The sequence below is a fragment of the Brevibacillus brevis NBRC 100599 genome, from assembly GCF_000010165.1.
GTDB lineage: Bacteria > Bacillota > Bacilli > Brevibacillales > Brevibacillaceae > Brevibacillus > Brevibacillus brevis_D.
In genome coordinates, this window is the sequence record NC_012491.1 from 5,036,327 (window position 1) to 5,054,650 (window position 18,324).

19 protein-coding genes are annotated in these 18,324 nt (G+C 48.9%); 7 read left to right on the forward strand and 12 right to left on the reverse strand.

What is annotated here, in order from left to right:
- Positions 1 to 22 precede the first annotated feature (22 nt).
- Genes BBR47_RS23935 through BBR47_RS23945 form a run of 3 tightly spaced genes read right to left on the reverse strand, consistent with a single transcriptional unit; the run spans position 23 to position 2,941 of the window.
- Entirely contained in the window at positions 23 to 943 is a 921-nt protein-coding gene (locus tag BBR47_RS23935; RefSeq protein WP_015893025.1) for an alpha/beta hydrolase, read from the reverse strand.
- Positions 940 to 1,899 carry a 2-hydroxyacid dehydrogenase gene (locus tag BBR47_RS23940; protein WP_015893026.1) on the reverse strand — a complete coding sequence of 320 codons (960 nt, stop codon included), beginning with the start codon at positions 1,897 to 1,899 and terminating at the stop codon, positions 940 to 942. Before BBR47_RS23940 ends, BBR47_RS23935 begins: the two co-directional genes overlap by 4 nt.
- Complete coding sequence (locus BBR47_RS23945) at positions 1,856 to 2,941, reverse strand: hypothetical protein (RefSeq protein WP_015893027.1); 1,086 nt, start codon at positions 2,939 to 2,941, stop codon at positions 1,856 to 1,858. Before BBR47_RS23945 ends, BBR47_RS23940 begins: the two co-directional genes overlap by 44 nt.
- Before the next feature lie 120 nt (positions 2,942 to 3,061).
- On the opposite strand from BBR47_RS23945, the gene BBR47_RS23950 reads away from it, so the two are divergent.
- The gene (locus BBR47_RS23950) at positions 3,062 to 3,577 is read left to right on the forward strand and encodes a phosphatidylglycerophosphatase A family protein (RefSeq protein WP_015893028.1); all 516 of its coding nucleotides are present in this window, start codon (positions 3,062 to 3,064) and stop codon (positions 3,575 to 3,577) included.
- Here BBR47_RS23950 and BBR47_RS23955 read toward each other — a convergent pair.
- From BBR47_RS23955 to hepT, 4 genes are all read right to left on the reverse strand, one after another.
- A complete protein-coding gene (locus tag BBR47_RS23955; RefSeq protein ID WP_015893029.1) occupies positions 3,572 to 4,351 on the reverse strand; it encodes a TIGR01457 family HAD-type hydrolase in 780 nt (259 codons plus the stop codon). The genes BBR47_RS23950 and BBR47_RS23955 overlap by 6 nt on opposite strands.
- 157 nt (positions 4,352 to 4,508) lie before the next feature.
- Complete coding sequence (locus BBR47_RS23960) at positions 4,509 to 5,750, reverse strand: DUF4073 domain-containing protein (RefSeq protein WP_015893030.1); 1,242 nt, start codon at positions 5,748 to 5,750, stop codon at positions 4,509 to 4,511.
- A gap of 336 nt (positions 5,751 to 6,086) precedes the next feature.
- Entirely contained in the window at positions 6,087 to 6,716 is a 630-nt protein-coding gene (locus BBR47_RS23965) for a helix-turn-helix transcriptional regulator (protein WP_015893031.1), read from the reverse strand.
- An 87-nt stretch (positions 6,717 to 6,803) separates the two neighbouring features.
- Positions 6,804 to 7,238 carry a type VII toxin-antitoxin system HepT family RNase toxin gene (gene hepT, locus BBR47_RS23970; RefSeq protein ID WP_015893032.1) on the reverse strand — a complete coding sequence of 145 codons (435 nt, stop codon included), beginning with the start codon at positions 7,236 to 7,238 and terminating at the stop codon, positions 6,804 to 6,806.
- Positions 7,239 to 7,633: 395 nt separating this feature from the next.
- On the opposite strand from hepT, the gene glpX reads away from it, so the two are divergent.
- The 3 genes from glpX to BBR47_RS23990 all read left to right on the forward strand — a co-directional run bounded on the left by glpX (position 7,634) and on the right by BBR47_RS23990 (position 9,492).
- Positions 7,634 to 8,608, forward strand: coding sequence for a class II fructose-bisphosphatase (glpX, locus tag BBR47_RS23980; RefSeq protein ID WP_015893033.1), 975 nt, complete (start codon positions 7,634 to 7,636; stop codon positions 8,606 to 8,608).
- 12 nt (positions 8,609 to 8,620) lie between these two features.
- Complete coding sequence (locus BBR47_RS23985; RefSeq protein ID WP_015893034.1) at positions 8,621 to 8,890, forward strand: DUF3055 domain-containing protein; 270 nt, start codon at positions 8,621 to 8,623, stop codon at positions 8,888 to 8,890.
- Between the two features lie 152 nt (positions 8,891 to 9,042).
- Complete coding sequence (locus BBR47_RS23990; protein WP_015893035.1) at positions 9,043 to 9,492, forward strand: hypothetical protein; 450 nt, start codon at positions 9,043 to 9,045, stop codon at positions 9,490 to 9,492.
- Positions 9,493 to 9,589: 97 nt separating this feature from the next.
- Here BBR47_RS23990 and BBR47_RS23995 read toward each other — a convergent pair whose 3' ends face one another.
- A complete protein-coding gene (locus tag BBR47_RS23995) occupies positions 9,590 to 10,255 on the reverse strand; it encodes a YutD family protein (RefSeq protein WP_015893036.1) in 666 nt (221 codons plus the stop codon).
- 79 nt (positions 10,256 to 10,334) lie between these two features.
- On the opposite strand from BBR47_RS23995, the gene BBR47_RS24000 reads away from it, so the two are divergent.
- Entirely contained in the window at positions 10,335 to 11,297 is a 963-nt protein-coding gene (locus BBR47_RS24000; protein ID WP_015893037.1) for a YhcN/YlaJ family sporulation lipoprotein, read from the forward strand.
- A 66-nt stretch (positions 11,298 to 11,363) separates the two neighbouring features.
- Here the strand turns inward: BBR47_RS24000 and lipA are convergent, their stop codons facing one another.
- The 4 genes from lipA to BBR47_RS24020 form a co-directional block, all read right to left on the reverse strand.
- Positions 11,364 to 12,266, reverse strand: a complete 903-nt coding sequence (lipA, locus tag BBR47_RS24005; protein ID WP_015893038.1) for a lipoyl synthase — start codon at positions 12,264 to 12,266, stop codon at positions 11,364 to 11,366.
- 101 nt (positions 12,267 to 12,367) lie between these two features.
- Entirely contained in the window at positions 12,368 to 14,563 is a 2,196-nt protein-coding gene (locus BBR47_RS24010) for an ATP-binding protein (protein ID WP_015893039.1), read from the reverse strand.
- On the reverse strand, positions 14,560 to 15,687 hold the full coding sequence (locus tag BBR47_RS24015; protein ID WP_041749618.1) for a metallophosphoesterase family protein: 1,128 nt from the start codon (positions 15,685 to 15,687) through the stop codon (positions 14,560 to 14,562). The genes BBR47_RS24010 and BBR47_RS24015 overlap by 4 nt, the downstream gene beginning before the upstream one ends.
- A 136-nt stretch (positions 15,688 to 15,823) precedes the next feature.
- Positions 15,824 to 16,375, reverse strand: coding sequence for a DJ-1/PfpI family protein (locus tag BBR47_RS24020; protein ID WP_015893041.1), 552 nt, complete (start codon positions 16,373 to 16,375; stop codon positions 15,824 to 15,826).
- A gap of 206 nt (positions 16,376 to 16,581) precedes the next feature.
- On the opposite strand from BBR47_RS24020, the gene BBR47_RS24025 reads away from it, so the two are divergent.
- Positions 16,582 to 17,589 (forward strand): M23 family metallopeptidase, encoded by a 1,008-nt coding sequence (locus tag BBR47_RS24025; RefSeq protein ID WP_015893042.1) that lies wholly within the window; start codon positions 16,582 to 16,584, stop codon positions 17,587 to 17,589.
- Between the two features lie 106 nt (positions 17,590 to 17,695).
- On the forward strand, positions 17,696 to 18,304 hold the full coding sequence (locus BBR47_RS24030) for a TetR/AcrR family transcriptional regulator (protein ID WP_015893043.1): 609 nt from the start codon (positions 17,696 to 17,698) through the stop codon (positions 18,302 to 18,304).
- The last annotated feature ends 20 nt before the right edge of the window (positions 18,305 to 18,324 follow it).

An 18,324-nucleotide genomic window follows, 5' to 3' on the forward strand; every position in this document is an offset into this window, starting at 1 on the left:
AGCAAATGCGTAGCTGCTTTTTTCATTTCCCCTTATTCATCCCTTTTTCCAAAAAGGCAATCATGCGCTTCCCGTACTCCTCAGGAACTAACGCATAGCTGCGGACGTGACCCGCTCGCGGTACGATCCAAATCTCGGAATCTTCGTCTTGGGTCAGCTCGAAAAGTCGTTCGCTGTTAACCAGTGGGATCGTCGTATCGCCTGTCCCGTGTATAAAAAGAATCGGCTTATTCGCTTGCTGGACTGCCTGATACGGATTGACGTCTCGCGGGTTGGCTCCTAGTAAAACAGGACACAAGGTAAGGATGAGCCAGTTGAATGGAAATCGGGGCAGGCCCGTCCACTGCGGCAAGTTCTCAGCCAAGTACTCACGCAAGGAATAGAACGGTGAATCTGCTACAATCGCTGTGACGCGTTCATCCACTCCGCCAACCATCAAAGAGGTTGCCGCCCCCATGGAAAATCCGACGAGACCAAGTCTGTGCTCCGGCTTCTTCGCTGCTGCAAAATCGATGGCCCCAAGGAGGTCTTGCTGTTCTCGAAGACCAATCGTAGTCAGTGCTTTGCTGGACTCCCCTGCATTGCGAAAATCGAACATCAATACATCAAACCCAGCCTGAACCAATCTTGCAGCCAGAGACAACGCTGGCAGATGTGGCTCTAATCTGTTTTGACTATACCCGTGAGCAAAGATCAGCGTACTTCCATTCGAAGCCTGCCCATTTTTTTGTGCCGACACGTACCATCCAGCCAACGAAATCTTTGTTTCTCTGCTCGAAAAAACAACGGGCTCCACCTGTTCGATTCCAAAATCTCGGGGTTCCATGTGAATCGGTTTTCTTACAGGATGCGTCAAGCGCCAGGTTACGTGAAACGAAACGGCTACTGCTGCAATTAAGAGCAGCACGAGGAGTCCTGTAATCAAAACAAAGAACGTGTTCATACGGCAGTCAGTGGTCCCCTTCCACTTAGCACCGCTACGATATTGGCAGCAGCCAGCCTCGCCATCTCCGCCCTTGTTTGTACAGTTGCACTACCGATATGTGGCAATGCGACTACATTCGGCAGTTGCAAGAGCGGGTTATCCATCGGGACTGGCTCGACCGCAAAAACGTCCAGTCCGGCTGCCCAAATTTTTTTATCTACCAACGCCTGATACAGTGCGGACTCATCGACTGTCCCACCACGAGAAACATTGATGAAAACAGCGGTTTCTTTCATGAGCGAAAACTGTTTTTCCCCCATTAACATGCGTGTGTCCTCTGTCAACGGTGTAAGCAGAACGACGTAATCGGACGCTTGCAGAAGCTCCGCCAAATCAGCATACTGTGCTCCTGTCTCTTGCTCAGCCTGCGGTTTGCGCTTCCGGTTGTGATACAGGATTCGCATGCCAAATCCTTTGGCGCGTCTCGCCACAGCTTCCCCAATTCGCCCCATCCCGATAATCCCTATAGTCGAACCATATACATTTTGCCCAGCCATGAGGGTCGGACTCCACGCTGTCCATTCTCCCTGTAATAAAAATCGGTTGGCTTCCGTCAATCGGCGGCCTGTCGCCATCAATAAAGCGAAAGCCAAATCGGCAGTAGACTCTGTCAGGACATCTGGCGTGTTGGTTACGATGACCTCGTGTCGTCTGCACGCTTCCAAATCGATATTGTCGTAACCGACCGCCATGTTCGCCACGATACGGAGTCGTTTTGTACTCGTCAAAAATTCTTCGTCCACTCGTTCTGTCAGCATAGTCAAGACGGCATCTACATGTTTAATCTTTTCCAGCAATAATTCACGCGGGATCGGCGCATTTTTTGTCCATTGCTCGACCTCGGCTACTTTTTCAAGCATCGCGATCACTTCAGGATTGAGTTTCCTCGTAACGAAAACTTGTTGCTTGATCATCTTTTTTCCTCCACAACCAATCAATTTGTGGAATGGATACGTCATAACGCTCAGCAATGAATAGCGGGTACTTTCGAAGTCCGTCTTCCATTTTGGTTAGCTCGTCTTCCAACTGCGTTTGCCATGCTTGAATGTTGACTTCTTGGCGCTCCTCTACCGGCAACTCCATATAAGTCTCCACGAGCTTCAAAAACCTGCCTGGGTAGAGCATGAGCGCATAAATCACGGCATATTCAGCTGGCAGCAGAGCAGAGACGCTGTTGTAGCCGTCGAGAAAGCTGGACACAGCCTCTTCATTCCAGCTATTTCGCTTTGTCTCGGCTTTGATCCACTGCCCCACATCTCGCGTACGCATATCAAGAACCCAGTTCCATTCGCCTGCCATTAGACGTACATCCTTCTCTTTCCATAGCATATACCCTTGATCAAAATTTTGGTAGGCTACTTTCCCGAGACTAGCAGTTTCCTTCACGACTTTATCGTAACCAGCATCCAACAAATATTGAACGGACAATTCCCCGAGCTGAGTAATATACGTGAAGCAGGTCAATAAATATTCATCCATTGGCGCGAGCTCTACATTTTCCTCATCCATTGCATCCCGGTACTCATTAAAATTCCGCAGCTTTTTTTGCCACGTGCTGGGCCAGTTGCCAAGAGAGCTGTAGGGGATAAACATCTTGTCAGATGAAAAATCACTCGTGGCCAGATGGAACTGTGCGAGCGACTGCCCACCGGCATAATAGGGATTTTCAGGAACCGCCTCTCGCACGCCTCTGTATAAATAGTAAAGCTGCTCATCATCAACGATGTGAGCCTGCCCGCTTGTTGTGTTCACCAGCTTTAACAAGCGAATGTTTTGCTGTTGACTCAAATGCTGTTTTACTTTCTCAATAAATTTGCTTTTGTATTTATATCCGGCTGGCGCCTCGAACATGTAGTAAAGGCCTCGATCGGTTTCCAGTACCTTGCTTGCCCCCGTCGTACGATATCCCTGGAGTTCAAAACCGTACTTCTCCTGAAGAAGCTCTTTTTCTTCCATACAGTTGTTCACCCTCCTTGCATACTGCTCTTCTGGCATTGTATGTCGGTAGATTGGGATAGGTGCCTATCTGTATGCAGATACTAGATGCATTCATGCCGAAAAGGAGGAGCGACAAGCATGAGTGAGCATCCACTAAATAGTGAGAGTTGTCTAGATTTCGTTCTTGAGCTGTTGGAAAAACGAGGAGTCAGCATGAACGACATTGCTGAAATTGTCATGTTCCTACAGTCAAAATATATCCCGGACATCACCTTGGAAATGTGTCTCGACAGTGTGTCGTCCGTCTTGAAAAAACGCGAGGTCCAAAACGCGTTGCTGACCGGGATTCAGCTCGATATCCTCGCTGAACAAAAGCAGCTGCTTCCCCCGCTCCAGGCGATTATTGAAACAGACGAGCCGCTATACGGCATAGACGAGGTACTCGCCCTCGCCATCGTCAACCTGTACGGAAGCATCGGATTCACCAACTTCGGTTATGTAGACAAGCTGAAGCACGGCAAACTCGCCGATCTCAACGACAAGCGTAATGGTGTCCATACTTTTTTGGACGATCTTGTTGGTGCGGTCGCAGCCGCCGCCTCCAGCCGCATTGCCCACCGCCAGAAGCAGCAGGAAGAATGCCCTGAATCATAGTGAGATTCGCTGCTGCCATTCCGGCAAATCCTCCGCAATATGGGTAGGAGCAGCATGATGCTGTTCTGCTTCTTCGCGCGTGGAATAGCCTGTCAAAACAAGCAAGCTGTCCAAGCCGCTGTTGGCACCTGCCTCAATGTCCGTATATAGATTGTCCCCGACGATCAGCGTGTCAGCCGCAGCAGTACCAAGCTGATCCAGTGCGTACTGGACGATAATGGACTCTGGTTTGCCAATCACGATTGGTTTGGTCGCGGAGGCAACGGAGACGGCTGCCACCAGTGAACCATTGCCAGGGAACAGACCGGCATCTGTCGGCAGGGCAGCATCTGCATTTGTAGCGAGAAAAGTTGCTCCTGCACGGATAGCGCGTGCGGCGATCGCCAGCTTTTCATACGTAAAAGCACGATCAATCCCGACGATGACATAAGCCGGATCTTCTTCGGTGATTACATAGCCTGCATCCGTCAGCTGATCATGCAAGCCCGCCTCTCCAATCACGTAAACGCGTGTTCCCGCTGGTGCATGCTCTTGTAAATAGGTAGCGGTCGCCATGCTCGTGGTATACACGTCCCGAGCCTGTGCTTCTATGCCCATTGCTACCAGCCGTTCTGCGACGTGCTGTGCAGAGGCTGAAGAATTGTTTGTCAGGAACAAATACGGAATTTGATGAGTTTTCAAGTGGGTGATGAATGGTGCTGCGCCCGGAATCGCTTCTTTTCCCCGATAAATCGTCCCATCCAGATCAAGCAAATAGCCTTTATATGGTTTCACGTTGTTCCATCTCCCATCTGTTGTCGTAACCCGATTGAACAGGCTCTCCCCTCTTAGTGTAATCCTTCCTCCTTCCTATCGCAAAAAACAGGAAACGGCATCCACCGCTTCCTGCTTTTTGTTTAGGACCCGATCGGCCCTCTTATTCACAATGTCGTTATTTCTTGAATTTGACCATGATTGGCGTGCCGGCTTCCAGGTTCATTTCCCCTTTATGACGGACATACACGTTCTGGTATCCTGGAAATGTCGGTGGATCTTCGGGATCATAATCCTTCCAGTTTTTTTGCTTGCCAACTGCGTACTCCATGTATTCCGTCGCGTTCACAAGCACATTATTCTCATCATCCGCCTGTACATCCGGCGGCAACTGCTCGATTTTTCCATAACGGATGCTGAGTTGCTTAATTACTTTGTCGTGTTGGTAGTCATACGCTTGGATGACGACATCATTACCGTACACCTGCAAGCGCAGTCCTTGCTTGAAAGCTCCTCCATCCGGCGTGACTTTTTCGCCCCCGTCTGGACCTGCTGACATCCATCCCGTTTCAATGCCTGCCGTGTTTACGACGGTAAAGCCGCGTTTGTCTCCGCCTTTGACTTTCTTTTTGCCTGCCCAATCCGGCAGGTTCAGGTCCCAATGGGTGTGGCTCGAAAAGAAAACAACTTGCGGATAGTCTTTCAAGATGTCGAGGAGCTTGTCCACATCCAGGTAGTCGTTCGTGTATGGACTTTGTCTGGAGCCCGAGATACTGTCCGGAAGCACATGGTGGGAGAATACAAAAATGGGCTTATTCTTGTCCTTCTTGCTATAACGCTTCAGATTATCTTTCAGCCAATCCAGTTGCTCGTCGCTCATGTAAACTTCATCCCACAATTTAGGATCGTGGTATTTCATGTATTTTTCTGTGCCGAGGAAAAGGAAGGGATATCCATCAATTTCCTTTTGGTGATAGACTTTGTCTTCTCCACTGAATTGGTAAAAGTTATCGAACAGTTCTTCTTCCGTTGTGCCGTTTGGCCATGAACTTTGTGCAAGCGTTTGGGGATTCTTCCACTTCGGCACATAAAACTCATGATTGCCGATACTGGACCACACGTTTTCGGGATGAGGATTTTTATCGAGCACATCTTGCACGGCTTGATATTCAAAATCGTAACCGCGAGGAGTAATATCACCGTTAATGATCAGCGCTTTGGATTTTGGATTTTCCTCATTGATGTCTTGCAAAACGTGACTAAAATCTCGAAGGTCTCCCTGGATATCACTGATCACGTCAAATGTCATCGTCATCTTTTTCTCAGGAATTTTGTCTTTTGCATGAGCAAAATCAACGACTGGCAGGATTCCACCCAACAAGATGGCAGAAGCAGCTATACTTGATACCATTTTTTTCATTACGGATCTCTCCTCATCTGTTTTCGTCACGACGCCCATCCGTTCTACCAATACTTTCCTGATATCATTCCACCTTTCCGTTGCTTTTCTGTGTGTTTAGTTGCCCTTTTACACCATAAATAGTAAATGTCCAACATAAAGAAAACGTTAAACCAACATTAAGATTGCGAGAATGGAGAAAAAAAGGTACTTAATACCTGCCTGATTATAGAAAAAAGGCACAGGACGTTAACCGAATCCTGTGCCTGCATCGTTCTTACGTTCTTATATAGAAAAGCCGGTTGTAAACAAAAGAAAAAATCCACCCGATTCGAGTGGACTGTCGTTATAGCTATTTTATTTCGCTTCCTTGATGTGAAACACGCATTTGTCTCCGCCTTTTGCCATGCACGTGGTTTGCTCCACATTGGCATTCAAAACCCGACGGAACAAGGAAAGCTCACAGCTACACGCTTGGTTGAATTCACGGGCTACTTGTGAGATTGGGCAATTGAACTCCTGAATCCGGTAGCCGTCTCCGTTTTCGTCCTTTTCCCATTCCACCATATAGCCTTTATCGTTTTGCAGCTCGGCCAACTTGGCTACACGATTTTCCAGGTCGCCTTGCATGTAGGAGCGATAAGTCTCCTCCAAGCGATTCTCGCGGCGTCTAAATAGCATTTCTATTTTGGACAAACCGTCGATTTCCTTTATGTCTTGTAAAAAATCTAATGTCAAATGAGAATAATTGCGCGGGAACAGTTCGTCTGCTTCCTGCGACAATGAATAAACATTCGTTGGGCGTCCCATCGCTTGGCGAACAAGCGTAGACTTGATCAAATTATCTCTCTCCAGGGTGTTCAAATGACGACGTACCGCCATTTCAGTAATCCCCAGCTCGACGGCCATGTCGCTGACAGGGAGTGAACCTTTGACCTTGAGCATGTGCAGGATTTGATCACGAGTGGACGTTCCTTCGTTTGTCATACGTATCACCGTCCTTTCTACCTATTGTAGTGGATGAAGACGTTTTAGTAAACAAACGAAAGTCTTTTGTATAAAATATCCGCTACATTAAAAAAGTTCTTTTTTCAAGAAGGCTCTTACCTGTGGCTCAAACTGACGAATAGCACTGGTCGCTTCTTCTACCAGACTGTACATCTCATTGATCGGCACACTTGTATAATCATTGACCAGATGCTTGCGGAAATCAGTTACACGTGTCAGGATCAAAGCCTGTTCATCCGTGATGACTTGCTCATCCCGCAAAATTTCCACGATGTCGCTGTAGCTTCCTGGATCTCGCATAATGAATCCGTCGATCAGCGCATTTCCCACATCCACTATTCCTTCGATAGACAAGTGCAGGGCTCGCTCCATCGCAGCAACAGCTACTTTATCTGCCAAAACCTCTTTGGCTCCTCGTTCACTGAGCTTGTCCAACAGATCCAGCATACGAGACATATGTTCCAATACTTGGTCGATTCGTTTTGTATTCACGTCGTACATATATTTCTCCTTACTTTCGCTTTTTTGATTTGCGTTTTGAGTAGTAAACAGTAAACACAAATGTTAGCACCAGGACGAGAAGCACCAATTCCCCTTCCTGCAAATAGGAATTGCTCACCGGTTTCACCTCTTTTCATCCCTCAGTATACCAAATTTGTACGACCTGTCACGAATCGCGTTCGTCTTTTGATCACGTAGTTGTACCGGGGGATTATTCGACATCGAAAGTGGCGTTCACCTTTCAAAGTCCGGTGCTCATGTAGATCCCCTACACTCCGCTCCTCCTTTTCAGGTTCTCGCCACTTTCTCGGTGCTGAAAAGACGAATCAGTGATAACTTTATGTTACAATGATGGGGTGAATTTTTGTCGGCAAGCATAAGGGGAGGAACACACTGTGGAACGCGAATTGGCACTGGAAATTGTGCGGGTAACGGAAATGGCTGCACTCGCCTCTTCTCACTGGATGGGACGCGGGAAAAAGAATGAAGCAGATGAAGCAGCGACCAGCGCCATGCGCGCCATGTTTGACACGATCAACATGAGGGGTACCGTCGTTATTGGCGAAGGTGAACTGGATGAGGCCCCCATGCTCTATATCGGTGAAAAGCTCGGTAACCTGGAAGCAGACGGGCCTGAGGTAGATGTGGCGGTTGATCCGCTAGAAGGAACGACGATTGTCGCGAAGGGTCACAACAATGCCATGTCTGTTATCGCCATCGGGGACCGTGGCACCCTGTTGCATGCACCAGACATGTACATGATGAAAATGGCCGTCGGCAAACGTGCTGCCGGACAAATCAACCTTTACGATCCCGTGGATAAAATGATAGAGGTTGTAGCAAAAGCAAACAACAAGCGCGTACAAGATGTGACGGTCATTATTCAGGAACGTGACCGCCATCAGGCGATAATTGACGCCATTCGTGAAAAAGGTGCGCGCGTGAAGCTTTTTGGAGATGGCGATGTGGGTGCAGCGATTGCTGCCTGTCTGCCGCATACAGGGATTGACCTGTTCTTGGGGATCGGTGGTGCGCCAGAGGGCGTAATCAGTGCCGCAGCGATCAAGTGCCTGGGTGGCGACATGCAAGCCCAGCTCAAGCCACAAAACGACAGTGAACGCGAGCGTTGCATCAAAATGGGGCTCGATAATCCGGAGCAGCTCTTGACGCTAAACGATCTGGTCAAAGGGGACGACGCCATTTTTGCGGCAACAGGCGTTTCTGATGGAGAGCTGTTGCAAGGTGTACGCTACCTCGGCGATGATATGGTGGAAACTCATTCGATCGTCATGCGTGCCAAAACCAAAACCATTCGCTTTGTCCGTGCTGTACACAATACCGAACACAAACCAAATCTTTTATGGAAGTAGAGGGACACTTACATGGCAAATGATTTGTTCTACTTGTACGACGAAGCCGAGGATACTCGTACGCGCTTTGTTAGCTTCACGGGCGAAGCTACGCGTTTTGACCTCGCGATTACAACGACCAACCGTTTTTATGGGAAGGCAATTGTCATCAACATTCAAAATGGACGCTCCGCTATTATTGGACATGATGATCTGGAAGAAGAAGGCTATCTGGAATTCGCGTTCAACTTGAATGAGAGTGAAGCCGAAGAATTGAAAGCATTTTTGGAAGCAGCCATTTAATTCACCAAAGGAAGAGCCATTGCGGGCTCTTCCTTTTTTATTGATTACCTCCGCCCATTTCCTGCTGGACAATGCTCCTTACAGGCGTATGCCTCGTATACTGCTACTGCACAGATGCACAGACAGATAACGAGAGGAGTGCGAATCGCATCATGCAATCTTATCCATACGACCAAAGCTCTTATGACCAAAGTTCTTATGACCAAAACCAATACGATCAAGTCCAATATGATCAAAACGAATACGATCAAAACCAATTTGCTCCTGCACAATATGACCAGCCACCTTATTACTCATCAGGCCAAGATTTCCAATACATCCCAGAAGATCAGGCTCACCCAGTCTTTTTCCGTAGAAGACGCGGTCCTGAGGTCGTTGTCGTCCCACAGCCATATCCTTGGTGGGGATGCAATACTTGCTGGCCTGGTTATTGGCCTACATGGGGCTGGCCTGGTTGGGGTCCCGGTGGTTTTGGTGGACCCGGTGGCTTCGGTGGACCTGGTGGTTTCGGTGGACCCGGCGGTTTCGGTGGACCCGGTGGTTTCGGTGGACCCGGTGGTTTCGGTGGACCCGGTGGTTTCGGTGGACCCGGTGGTTTTTGAACCCCTAATGGTTTTGGCTAAGGTTATTCGATCGCAAAACGAAAAGAACCCTGACATCCAGGGCTCTTTTTTATGCTTCGGTTATTCTGATTCATTTTTAGGACTCACGCTTTGGTGTATTTGGTCCTGTTGGGACTTTATCGCGTTCGCGATTGGGTTTGAATTGATTGGGACGGCGCTCTCGTGAGTTGGAATCCTTGCCATTTTTATCAGGGCGATCCTTTTGGAACTTTGGCTTCTCCCCACGTTCGTTTCTCCCTGCCCCATTGCGATCGGCGCCAGCATTGTTCTGGCGATCCTGTTTATTTTGACGCGGGTGATAACGTCTACGTTCTTTTCGTTCTACATAAGGCGAAGAGCCACCCTCTTCACGAGGAATGTCCTGACGAATATCAATGATGGCATCAAAACCAGCTTCGTCTTGCCCGCTTTGGTCATCACTGTTGCCAACGTTTGCTTTTACCTTGCGCAAAACGAAGTACGGACAACCAAAATTGCAGAACTCATGCAGGTACTCATCCAAAGCGGCGATCCGCTGCTCGAACGGTACTTTGCGATTAGCGTCAATATAAAACCCACGAAGACGAAGCTGACCATAGCCCCAGTCCCCTACAATATAATCGTACTTGTCGAGGATGTCGCTATAGCGCTCCTTGAACGCCTCAAGGTTCCAGCCGTCTCGATTTACTTCCATGACTTCATAAGTACCGGCTTGCGTGCGAATCAAACTCGCTTCCTCCTTACGCATGTATACTACGTCCATCTTATCATATTTCACGCAGCATGAGCTAAATTTCCCACGATAACTGACCTGTGCCTTTGGACATTCTATCGTGTAGGGGGTGTTACCATTGAAAAAGACATGGTTGTATCCTGCAATTGCAGGTATTGTGCTGTTGGCTTCTGGTTGTGCAAATAATGCTGCGCCTAATTACACGCATCCGAACAAGACGATGTCGAACCAGTCTGCTCCGCACGTCCGAAATTTTGATGGAATGCACGTCCGTAACTACGATGGCATGCGCTCGACGAACATTGACGGGTATCATCATACCCGTAATTACACTGGTGCTGGCACCACTAGTCTCGACGGGCTCCACGTCCGCAACTACGACGGCACTCGTGATGGACTTCATGTTCGCAATGGCATGGGACTGACCAACAATGCTGGGAATAACTATGGTGCATATCCAAATGGTACTTACCCACATGTAAACAACTACAACGCCTACACGAGTGGAATGAGACCGTACAATGCCTTTACGGATCATAAAGCTGGTATGGGTACATCGGGTGTTTACAATGCGCCAACTGGTACAAACCATTCCATTTACCAGCAGCATGGTACAAACCGCGGTGGAGCAGGTGTCATGCAAACTGGAATGCCACACATGGGCTATGTGCAGACTGATCGTCAGCATATGAAAACTGCCAGTGTAACAAACGTCTATGTAGACCGTGAAGCATTGGCAAAAGCTGTAGGGAATGTCACTGCTAGCTGCCCTGGCGTACAGCGTTCTACCGTCTTGGTAACGGACAAAGAAGTTTTTGTAGGCTTGCATACACAAGGAGCAGATGCGCGCACAGCGAAAAAACAGGCAAGAATGAACGCCGAATCGGTTTCACCACGCTATTACAAAGTGTATGTCACCGATAATCCGAATGACATTCAAGAAATCGCTCGTGTAGCAAGTCGCTCCAGCAATGTGAGTACAGCGCGTACAGAAGATGCGAGAAGCATTGACACGCTCGTCAAGCGTATGGGTGGAACATCCCATAACGTGAAGACAACAACCAGCCGCTAAACGCCTCTCCCCCAAGTAGTGAAAAACCCCCTCAACGCTCTTATGGGCGGTTGAGGGGGTTACTTATTATTGCGCTTTCGGCATGGATTCTTTTGCAATCGTTTCTTTCGCGGCACTCGCCTGCTCGTGGGCGTGATACGAACTGCGCACCAATGGCCCTGATTCCACGTGGCTAAAACCACGGTTCATTCCTTCATCCTTCAAGCGAGCAAATTCATCTGGATGGTAAAACTTTTCTACCTTCAAATGCTTCTTGGTCGGTTGCAAATATTGACCAATCGTCATGATGTTGACGTCGACAGAACGCAGGTCATCCATCGTTTCGATGATTTCCTCCATCGTCTCGCCTACACCAATCATCAGACTGGACTTCGTCGGAATGCTCGGCTGGAATTCCTTCGCCTTTTTCAACAGTTCCAGCGTCCGATCGTATTTGGCTCTTGCCCGTACGCGATCTGACATCCGGCGAACCGCCTCAATGTTGTGGTTGAGGACGTCAGGCTTTGCGTCCATGACCACTTTTAACGCATCCCAGTTCCCCATAAAATCGGGAATCAATACTTCTACGGAAGCAAACGGCAGTCGACGACGAATCGCACGAATCGTATCGGCAAAAATCTGTGCGCCTCCATCTGCCAAATCATCACGAGCAACGGAAGTAACAACGACATGCTTCAAACGCATTTGTTCAGCTGCTTCTGCTACACGTTCCGGTTCAGCTGTATCCAGCTCCGTCGGTAATCCCGTTTTTACTGCACAAAACCGACAGGCACGGGTACATATATCACCCAAAATCATGAAAGTTGCTGTACCGCTTGCCCAGCATTCATGAATGTTGGGGCATTTTGCTTCTTCACAAACGGTATGTAACGTCTTCGTGCGCATGGTTTGCTTAAGCTCTTTAAAGCTGGCTAGTTCTGATCCTGAAACAAGGTTGATCTTGAGCCACTCCGGCTTGCGTTGCGTCATAGGGCTCACTCCTCATGTGACATCATGGTACAAGACAATAACAATTTCCATTATAGAGGTTGGATTTCGGAGGGGCAACCTCTTTCCTGCCCCGGAAACAATTACCCGATTCGGTGAACGGCATGGCGCTCCTCTTGGCGAAGCAATGGCGCAAGCATGCGCAGCTCTCGCTCATGACAGGTGAAGAGAAACACTTGATGTTCTTGTGCCAGCATGGTGACATAGTCAAGCGTTCGACGAAGGCGTTCTTCATCATAATGGACAAAATGATCATCGAAAAAGAGAGGCAATGGCTCCGCCTGCTTGGCATGATGCATCAAGGCTAAACGCTGGGCAAGGTAAAGCTGATCGATAGTCCCAGTGGAGCATTGGTCCTGCTCGAGTACCATTTGTTTAGTCGGCGCAAGCAAACGAACGGCAAATCCGTCACGGGGATCGAGTCTAACATCTCGATACGCTCCCCCTGTAATATGCTCGATGATCTCCGAAGCCTGCTGATTGACAGCGGGTGTGCTATCTCGTCGCCATTCCCCTACTGCCTCCTGCAGCATTTCCCGAGCCAGCTGAAGGGCATCTCGCTTATTTTGCAGCTGACGAAGTGCTACCTGGGCTTCCTCAAGCTCATCCGTTGCGCGAGATAATGACAGGCTCTCGTGAACCACCATCTCCCCACTTCCTCTTGCCATTTGTTCCCGCAGCTCCTGCAGTCTCTCCTCAATCCCTGCCATCTCGATGCGTAATTTGCCTTGCTCGGTTTCAAGCGCGTTTTTTTCCTGATCCAGCAAGTTGCGAAGTGCCTCACCCCAGCTAGCAGACAAATCAGCTTCCTGCTTCGTTTTCGCCATTTCCGATAGAAGCTGCTCAGATTGTTGCTTGTTTGTGCTTTTCAGTAGCCCTTCCCGTCTTTCCAAAAATGTATCCCAATTACTCGCCCCCCATCTCTGAACGAGTGTGGTGACCTCAGCATCGATGGAAGCGATCTCTTCTTGTACCTTTTGACTATCCTGTACCGCATCTTGATCTGCTGTCTGTTTGACTCCGCCCGTACTCCCGCCTACTCGCAGCAAGAAAACCCCAAAGCCAAACAGCAACAAAGCGACGGTCGCAGAAATCCCACCCAGAATGGGATGTCCACTTACAAAGCCGATTAACCCGAGAACAGACAATATCCCTGCGCCGCCCCACATTAGGGCAGCTCCCCGTCTCCTTTTTGCCTGATTGTCTTGTCGGGTGCTGCGTGATGCTGATCTTCGCGGACTTGAAGAAAGGGCGGATACAGCCAATGTCGCCAAACGAATATGTAGTGCTTCTCGTTGTTTGAGCAATTGTGCGCCTTTTTCATAATCGTGCTGCAAGGGGATAAGCTGGTCATCCATCTGTTGTACGGCTACCGTCGGCATGTTTACCTGAGTGAGACCTCGTCTTGCCTCTTGATGAATGGCCAATTCACCCTCTGAATGAGCTGTTTGCTCCCACCACTCCCAGTCTTGTTGACTGACAGGAGCATGGCTTCGTTGCCAGCGTTCCTGCAACACTTTTGCTTGTCCAATCGAACGCTCCAGATGCTGCTGCAATCGGCTTCGCCGCAGTTCTAATTGCTGACATTCTTCTTTCGCTTCCGCTATTTGCAGTGTCAGTTGGCTGATTGTTCGCCAAGCTACCTTTGCGTTTTCTTTCTCCTGCTCTTTTTGCGCCACCTTCGTAGCGGCTTTTCCCAAAAGTGTATTTTCGGCCCGTTCTTTTTTACCGATGAGGGCAACCTCTCGATCCAGCTCCGCCAAAATTTGTTGGACAGCCGGATTGGCTTCTTCCGCAGTCGTAAAAGTCGGAATCAAATGCTCAGCCGCTTGAAGCGGTTCCCTTCTGATCCACGTCAAATCCGTAAATAGACTGCGTGTAAGGCCCGTATGCTTTTCGATAAAATTCCGTTCCTTGCGCCTGTCTTCCAAATAAAGCTCAGTCAGCTCCGTCCATTCGGGGTCCAAAAAGAGGCGTGCCTCCTCCCGTTCCTTCGTCAATTGACGGTGCAGACGATAGGTTTTGCCCGCTAATTTGTACGTAATAATCGTTTCATATGAGCCACTCTGCCACGGACGGTACTTTTCATATTCAGGCAAGTATCGCGCCGTTTTGACGTAATCGCGTTTCATTCCATACAAGGCAGCGAAAATGCCTTGTAAGATGGTTGATTTTCCTGACTCATTGGGAGCATAAAACAGATTGATGCCCGGAGCAAAACGAAAGGAAGCATCCTGCCATTTTCCGAAGCTCCCCAGCACTAACTCCTCTATTTTCATCGAATGGTCCCTCCGATCCGCGCCAGAGCCTCTTGTTTGGCTAGCCTGACGATTTCTCGCTCGTCCTCATTTTGCGCACGGGACTCTGCCTCTGCCAGTTTGGAAAGCCATCTCCCCCAAACGCCACCATCTGCGATCAGCTTGTCCTCATCCACATCAGGCCAAGTCTGGTCTGTCAGCTGCAACAAAAAAAATCGGGAAAATCGCTGTTGAAGGACGGACAAGGGAGGTTGAAAATGGGCTGCTCGCTCCCCTATCAGCGTGATGTACATCATATCGGAGTCGTTTTCCTCCATGAGTTGCTGCTCCATTCGATCAATGAGCTGCTCAGTTGTTTCGACTCCATTCGCTTTGATTTCCAGCTTTTGAATTTTGCGTGACTGGACAGGAATCGCCGTCAGCTGCAACCTACCATCATGATCCAGCTCTCCATACAAAACATGTCGTTCTCCCGCTTCTTTGCTCGTCAATCCTTCTGGAGAGCCTGGGTAAGCTGCGAACGGTTGTTTTTTGACAGGATGCATGAATGATTCCGGCTTGTGAATGTGTCCCATCGCAACATAATCCATTCCCGTCTGTACAAGCTGCTGCAAGGTGACAGGCGCATACGGATGATGCTCTCCTTCTCCTGAATTGGAAAGCACACTGGCATGCAGAACCATCAGATGATGGGTATACCCTTCCAATTTTCCTGGAAATGTATCGAGTGGCGACTCGTACACATGTGGCTGCCCGAAGCCCCAGCCGTAAATCACGCACGACTTTTCGGGAAATTCATACACCCCCCACTCGGGTGTAAACCAGTAGACGTTCCCCGACCATTCTAATGTTTGATAAAACGAATCCGCTCGCCACGGATCGTGATTGCCAGGTGCGATCACGACAGGGATTGGTGCGATGCTGGCAAAAAGATCACGTAAAAACAAGGCAGTGGATCGTCTTCCCCCGTGGTATTCCAGCAAATCTCCAGCAATGAGCCAGAAGTCTGCTTCCTTTTCCGGAACGAGGTCACGGATTCTTTTCATCGTTTGACGAAAATCATCCTGACGCAGCTCGTAGCGCTCCCCCAACATTTGAAGCGGCGCATCCAGATGGACATCCGCTGTATGAATAAATGACAGCACGATTATTTCCACTCCTCACATGAAACAGACGAACATATTTTCCCTTTATGATACAGAGGAAAAGGCTGGATGAAAAGCATTGTCAGAACGAAAAAAACTTCCGCCAGCAATGACGGAAGTTTGGGGAACTGGTTGTTTACTTGAGCAAATGGAGGAATTCACGCATGAAGCCTGGCAAGTCTGGCCAAGCATGTCCGGAAACAAGATTACCATCGACATGGAGCGTTTCCGTTTGGTAGATCGCTCCACACGCTTCTACATCGGGTCTGCAAGCCTGGTACGCTGTGATTTCACGACCGGCTAAGTGCTCACGAACAATCGTCAATACTTGAGAGCCATGGCAGATAGCTGCGACTGGCTTGTTCGTCTCGAAGAAGTGCGCGACAATCGGCTTCAAGTGTTCATTGAGCCTGATATGCTCTGGTGCTCGTCCTCCCGGAATAATCAAAGCGTCAAACGCCTCAGGATTAATGTCCGAAAAGGCAACATGGGCGGGAAGCTGATAAGCTGGCTTTTCTGTGTATGTCTCACTGTGTGCTTCGAAATCATGGCAAACGGTGTGCAGGGTTTTCACGCTGGGCGCTGCAATGACCGTTTCATACCCTTCTTCCAAGCAGCGGTAATACGGATAGAAAACCTCCAGTGCCTCTACAGCGTCGCCTGTTACAATCAACACTTTTTTGCTCATCACACAGCCTCCTCATGACGATTTTTAAGGAATACACTCCTCCAGATTTCAATTCTTTGACGATAGGGTGTGCTCCTGCCTCTTTTACCGCAAATTTACAAAACTTTCCTCAATAACAACCAAAAGCCCTTCCAAAAGTATCTTGGATAATTCACTCCAACTGGCAGAAACTACAACAAAAGACTACGAGGCAGGAGGGAGACGGCATGCGAGTTTTCCGCCTAATCATTCAGATCAGCTTGTGCGTGGTTGCAGCTATTTCTCCACTAGAATCCGCCGCCGGAATCGCTCCGTCCGCCAAAGAGCAAGACCCGGTTCTTCAAGAGCGCCTGCAAGTTTTTTTGCGCTTGGAATCGATGTACGGCATTCCGTGGAATTATTTAGCAGCAATTGATCAATACGAGCGTACCATGAAAATACGCCGAAAGAAGCAGGAGCAGGAAAACGTTTCGCGGCTAACAGCTGTGGACATCCCAAGTGATCGTTGGGCAGGAGCGTTCAATCCTGACGCGGAGGATACGAATCCGGTATCTATCCAATTTTTTCAAGGGATTGGGATGGATGGAGATGGCGATGGTGTCGCAGATCGTCACAACGATCTCGATGCACTCACTACTTTCATACATTACCTATCCCAGTACGGCTTCTCCCACGAAGATTGGCAAATCGGTCTCTGGTCGTACTATCAGCGGGATCGTTCCGTGAAGACGATCAGGCAGTTCGCGCAGGTGTATGCAAAGTATCAACACCTGGACCTAGATGAGCGGCATTTTCCTATCCCCGCGAGGTACGATTACAGCTACCGCAGTACATGGGGGGCGCCACGCGGCTGGGGTGGTCGTCGCATCCACGAGGGGACAGATATTTTTGCGAGTCACGGTACCCCTGTCCTCAGCACAGCGTACGGAGTCATCGAAGTAATCGGCTGGAACAGATTTGGCGGATGGCGAATCGGCATGCGTGACATGGGCAATGTGTACCATTACTTTGCACATCTGTCCTCGTTTAAAAAGGGGTTGAAGCCAGGTGACATCGTGGAGCCAGGAGAAGTCCTCGGATATATCGGCAGCTCTGGTTATGGGAAGCCCGGCACTTCTGGCAAATTCCCTCCCCATCTGCATTACGGTATGTACCGGGAGACAGGTGGCGCAGATTGGTCATTTGATCCTTATCCGTATTTACGACGATGGGAACGGCAAAAGAAGCGGCAATGAAGCCGCTTCTTTTTTATGGGCAGCTATTTTCATTGACAGACATCATCCGTAAAAATACAATAAAAACAGAAAAACTGGACAGTTGTCCAAAAAACGAGGTGAGAAAGTGACTACCCAGAAAAAAGCCGAAGTAAAACGGGCATTTTTGATTGAGCAAGCGACTGCTTGTTTGGCTGAAAAAGGGTATGCTGCTGTTTCCCTGCGCGACATTGCCAAGGAATCTGGTGTCTCACTTGGCATTCTGCATTATTACTTTTCAAGCAAAGAAGAGCTTTTGCTCGCTGTAATCTCTAGCTACAAAGGACGTTTTATGGAGGAGCTGGAACGCGAAGTACTCGCAGCTCCATCTGGAAAATGGTCAGCAGCTTTAGGCCGTGTTTTGTGCCGTAGTCTACAAGAAGATCGAAAGCTGCATCGGCTCTGGTATGACTTGCAGGTACAGGCCATGTACGTTCCAGTGTTTGGTGAACAGGTAAAAGTCATTCGATCCCGTCTGCATCAGCTCATCTCTCGTATGCTCGTACGATTGCAGCTCGAAGAACAAACCTCATTGACCATCGACGAAGACTCCGCAATCTCACTCATTTACTCTGCAATCGACGGATTCCTTTTTCAATTTTTACTCGATGAGTTACAGAGTCCGGAAGAAGCGATTGCCTGCTTTGAACAGACCTTTGCCCATTTGATGCATACACTCTTCTCAACTGAATTCTAATCTCCTGAATCGAGGTGATT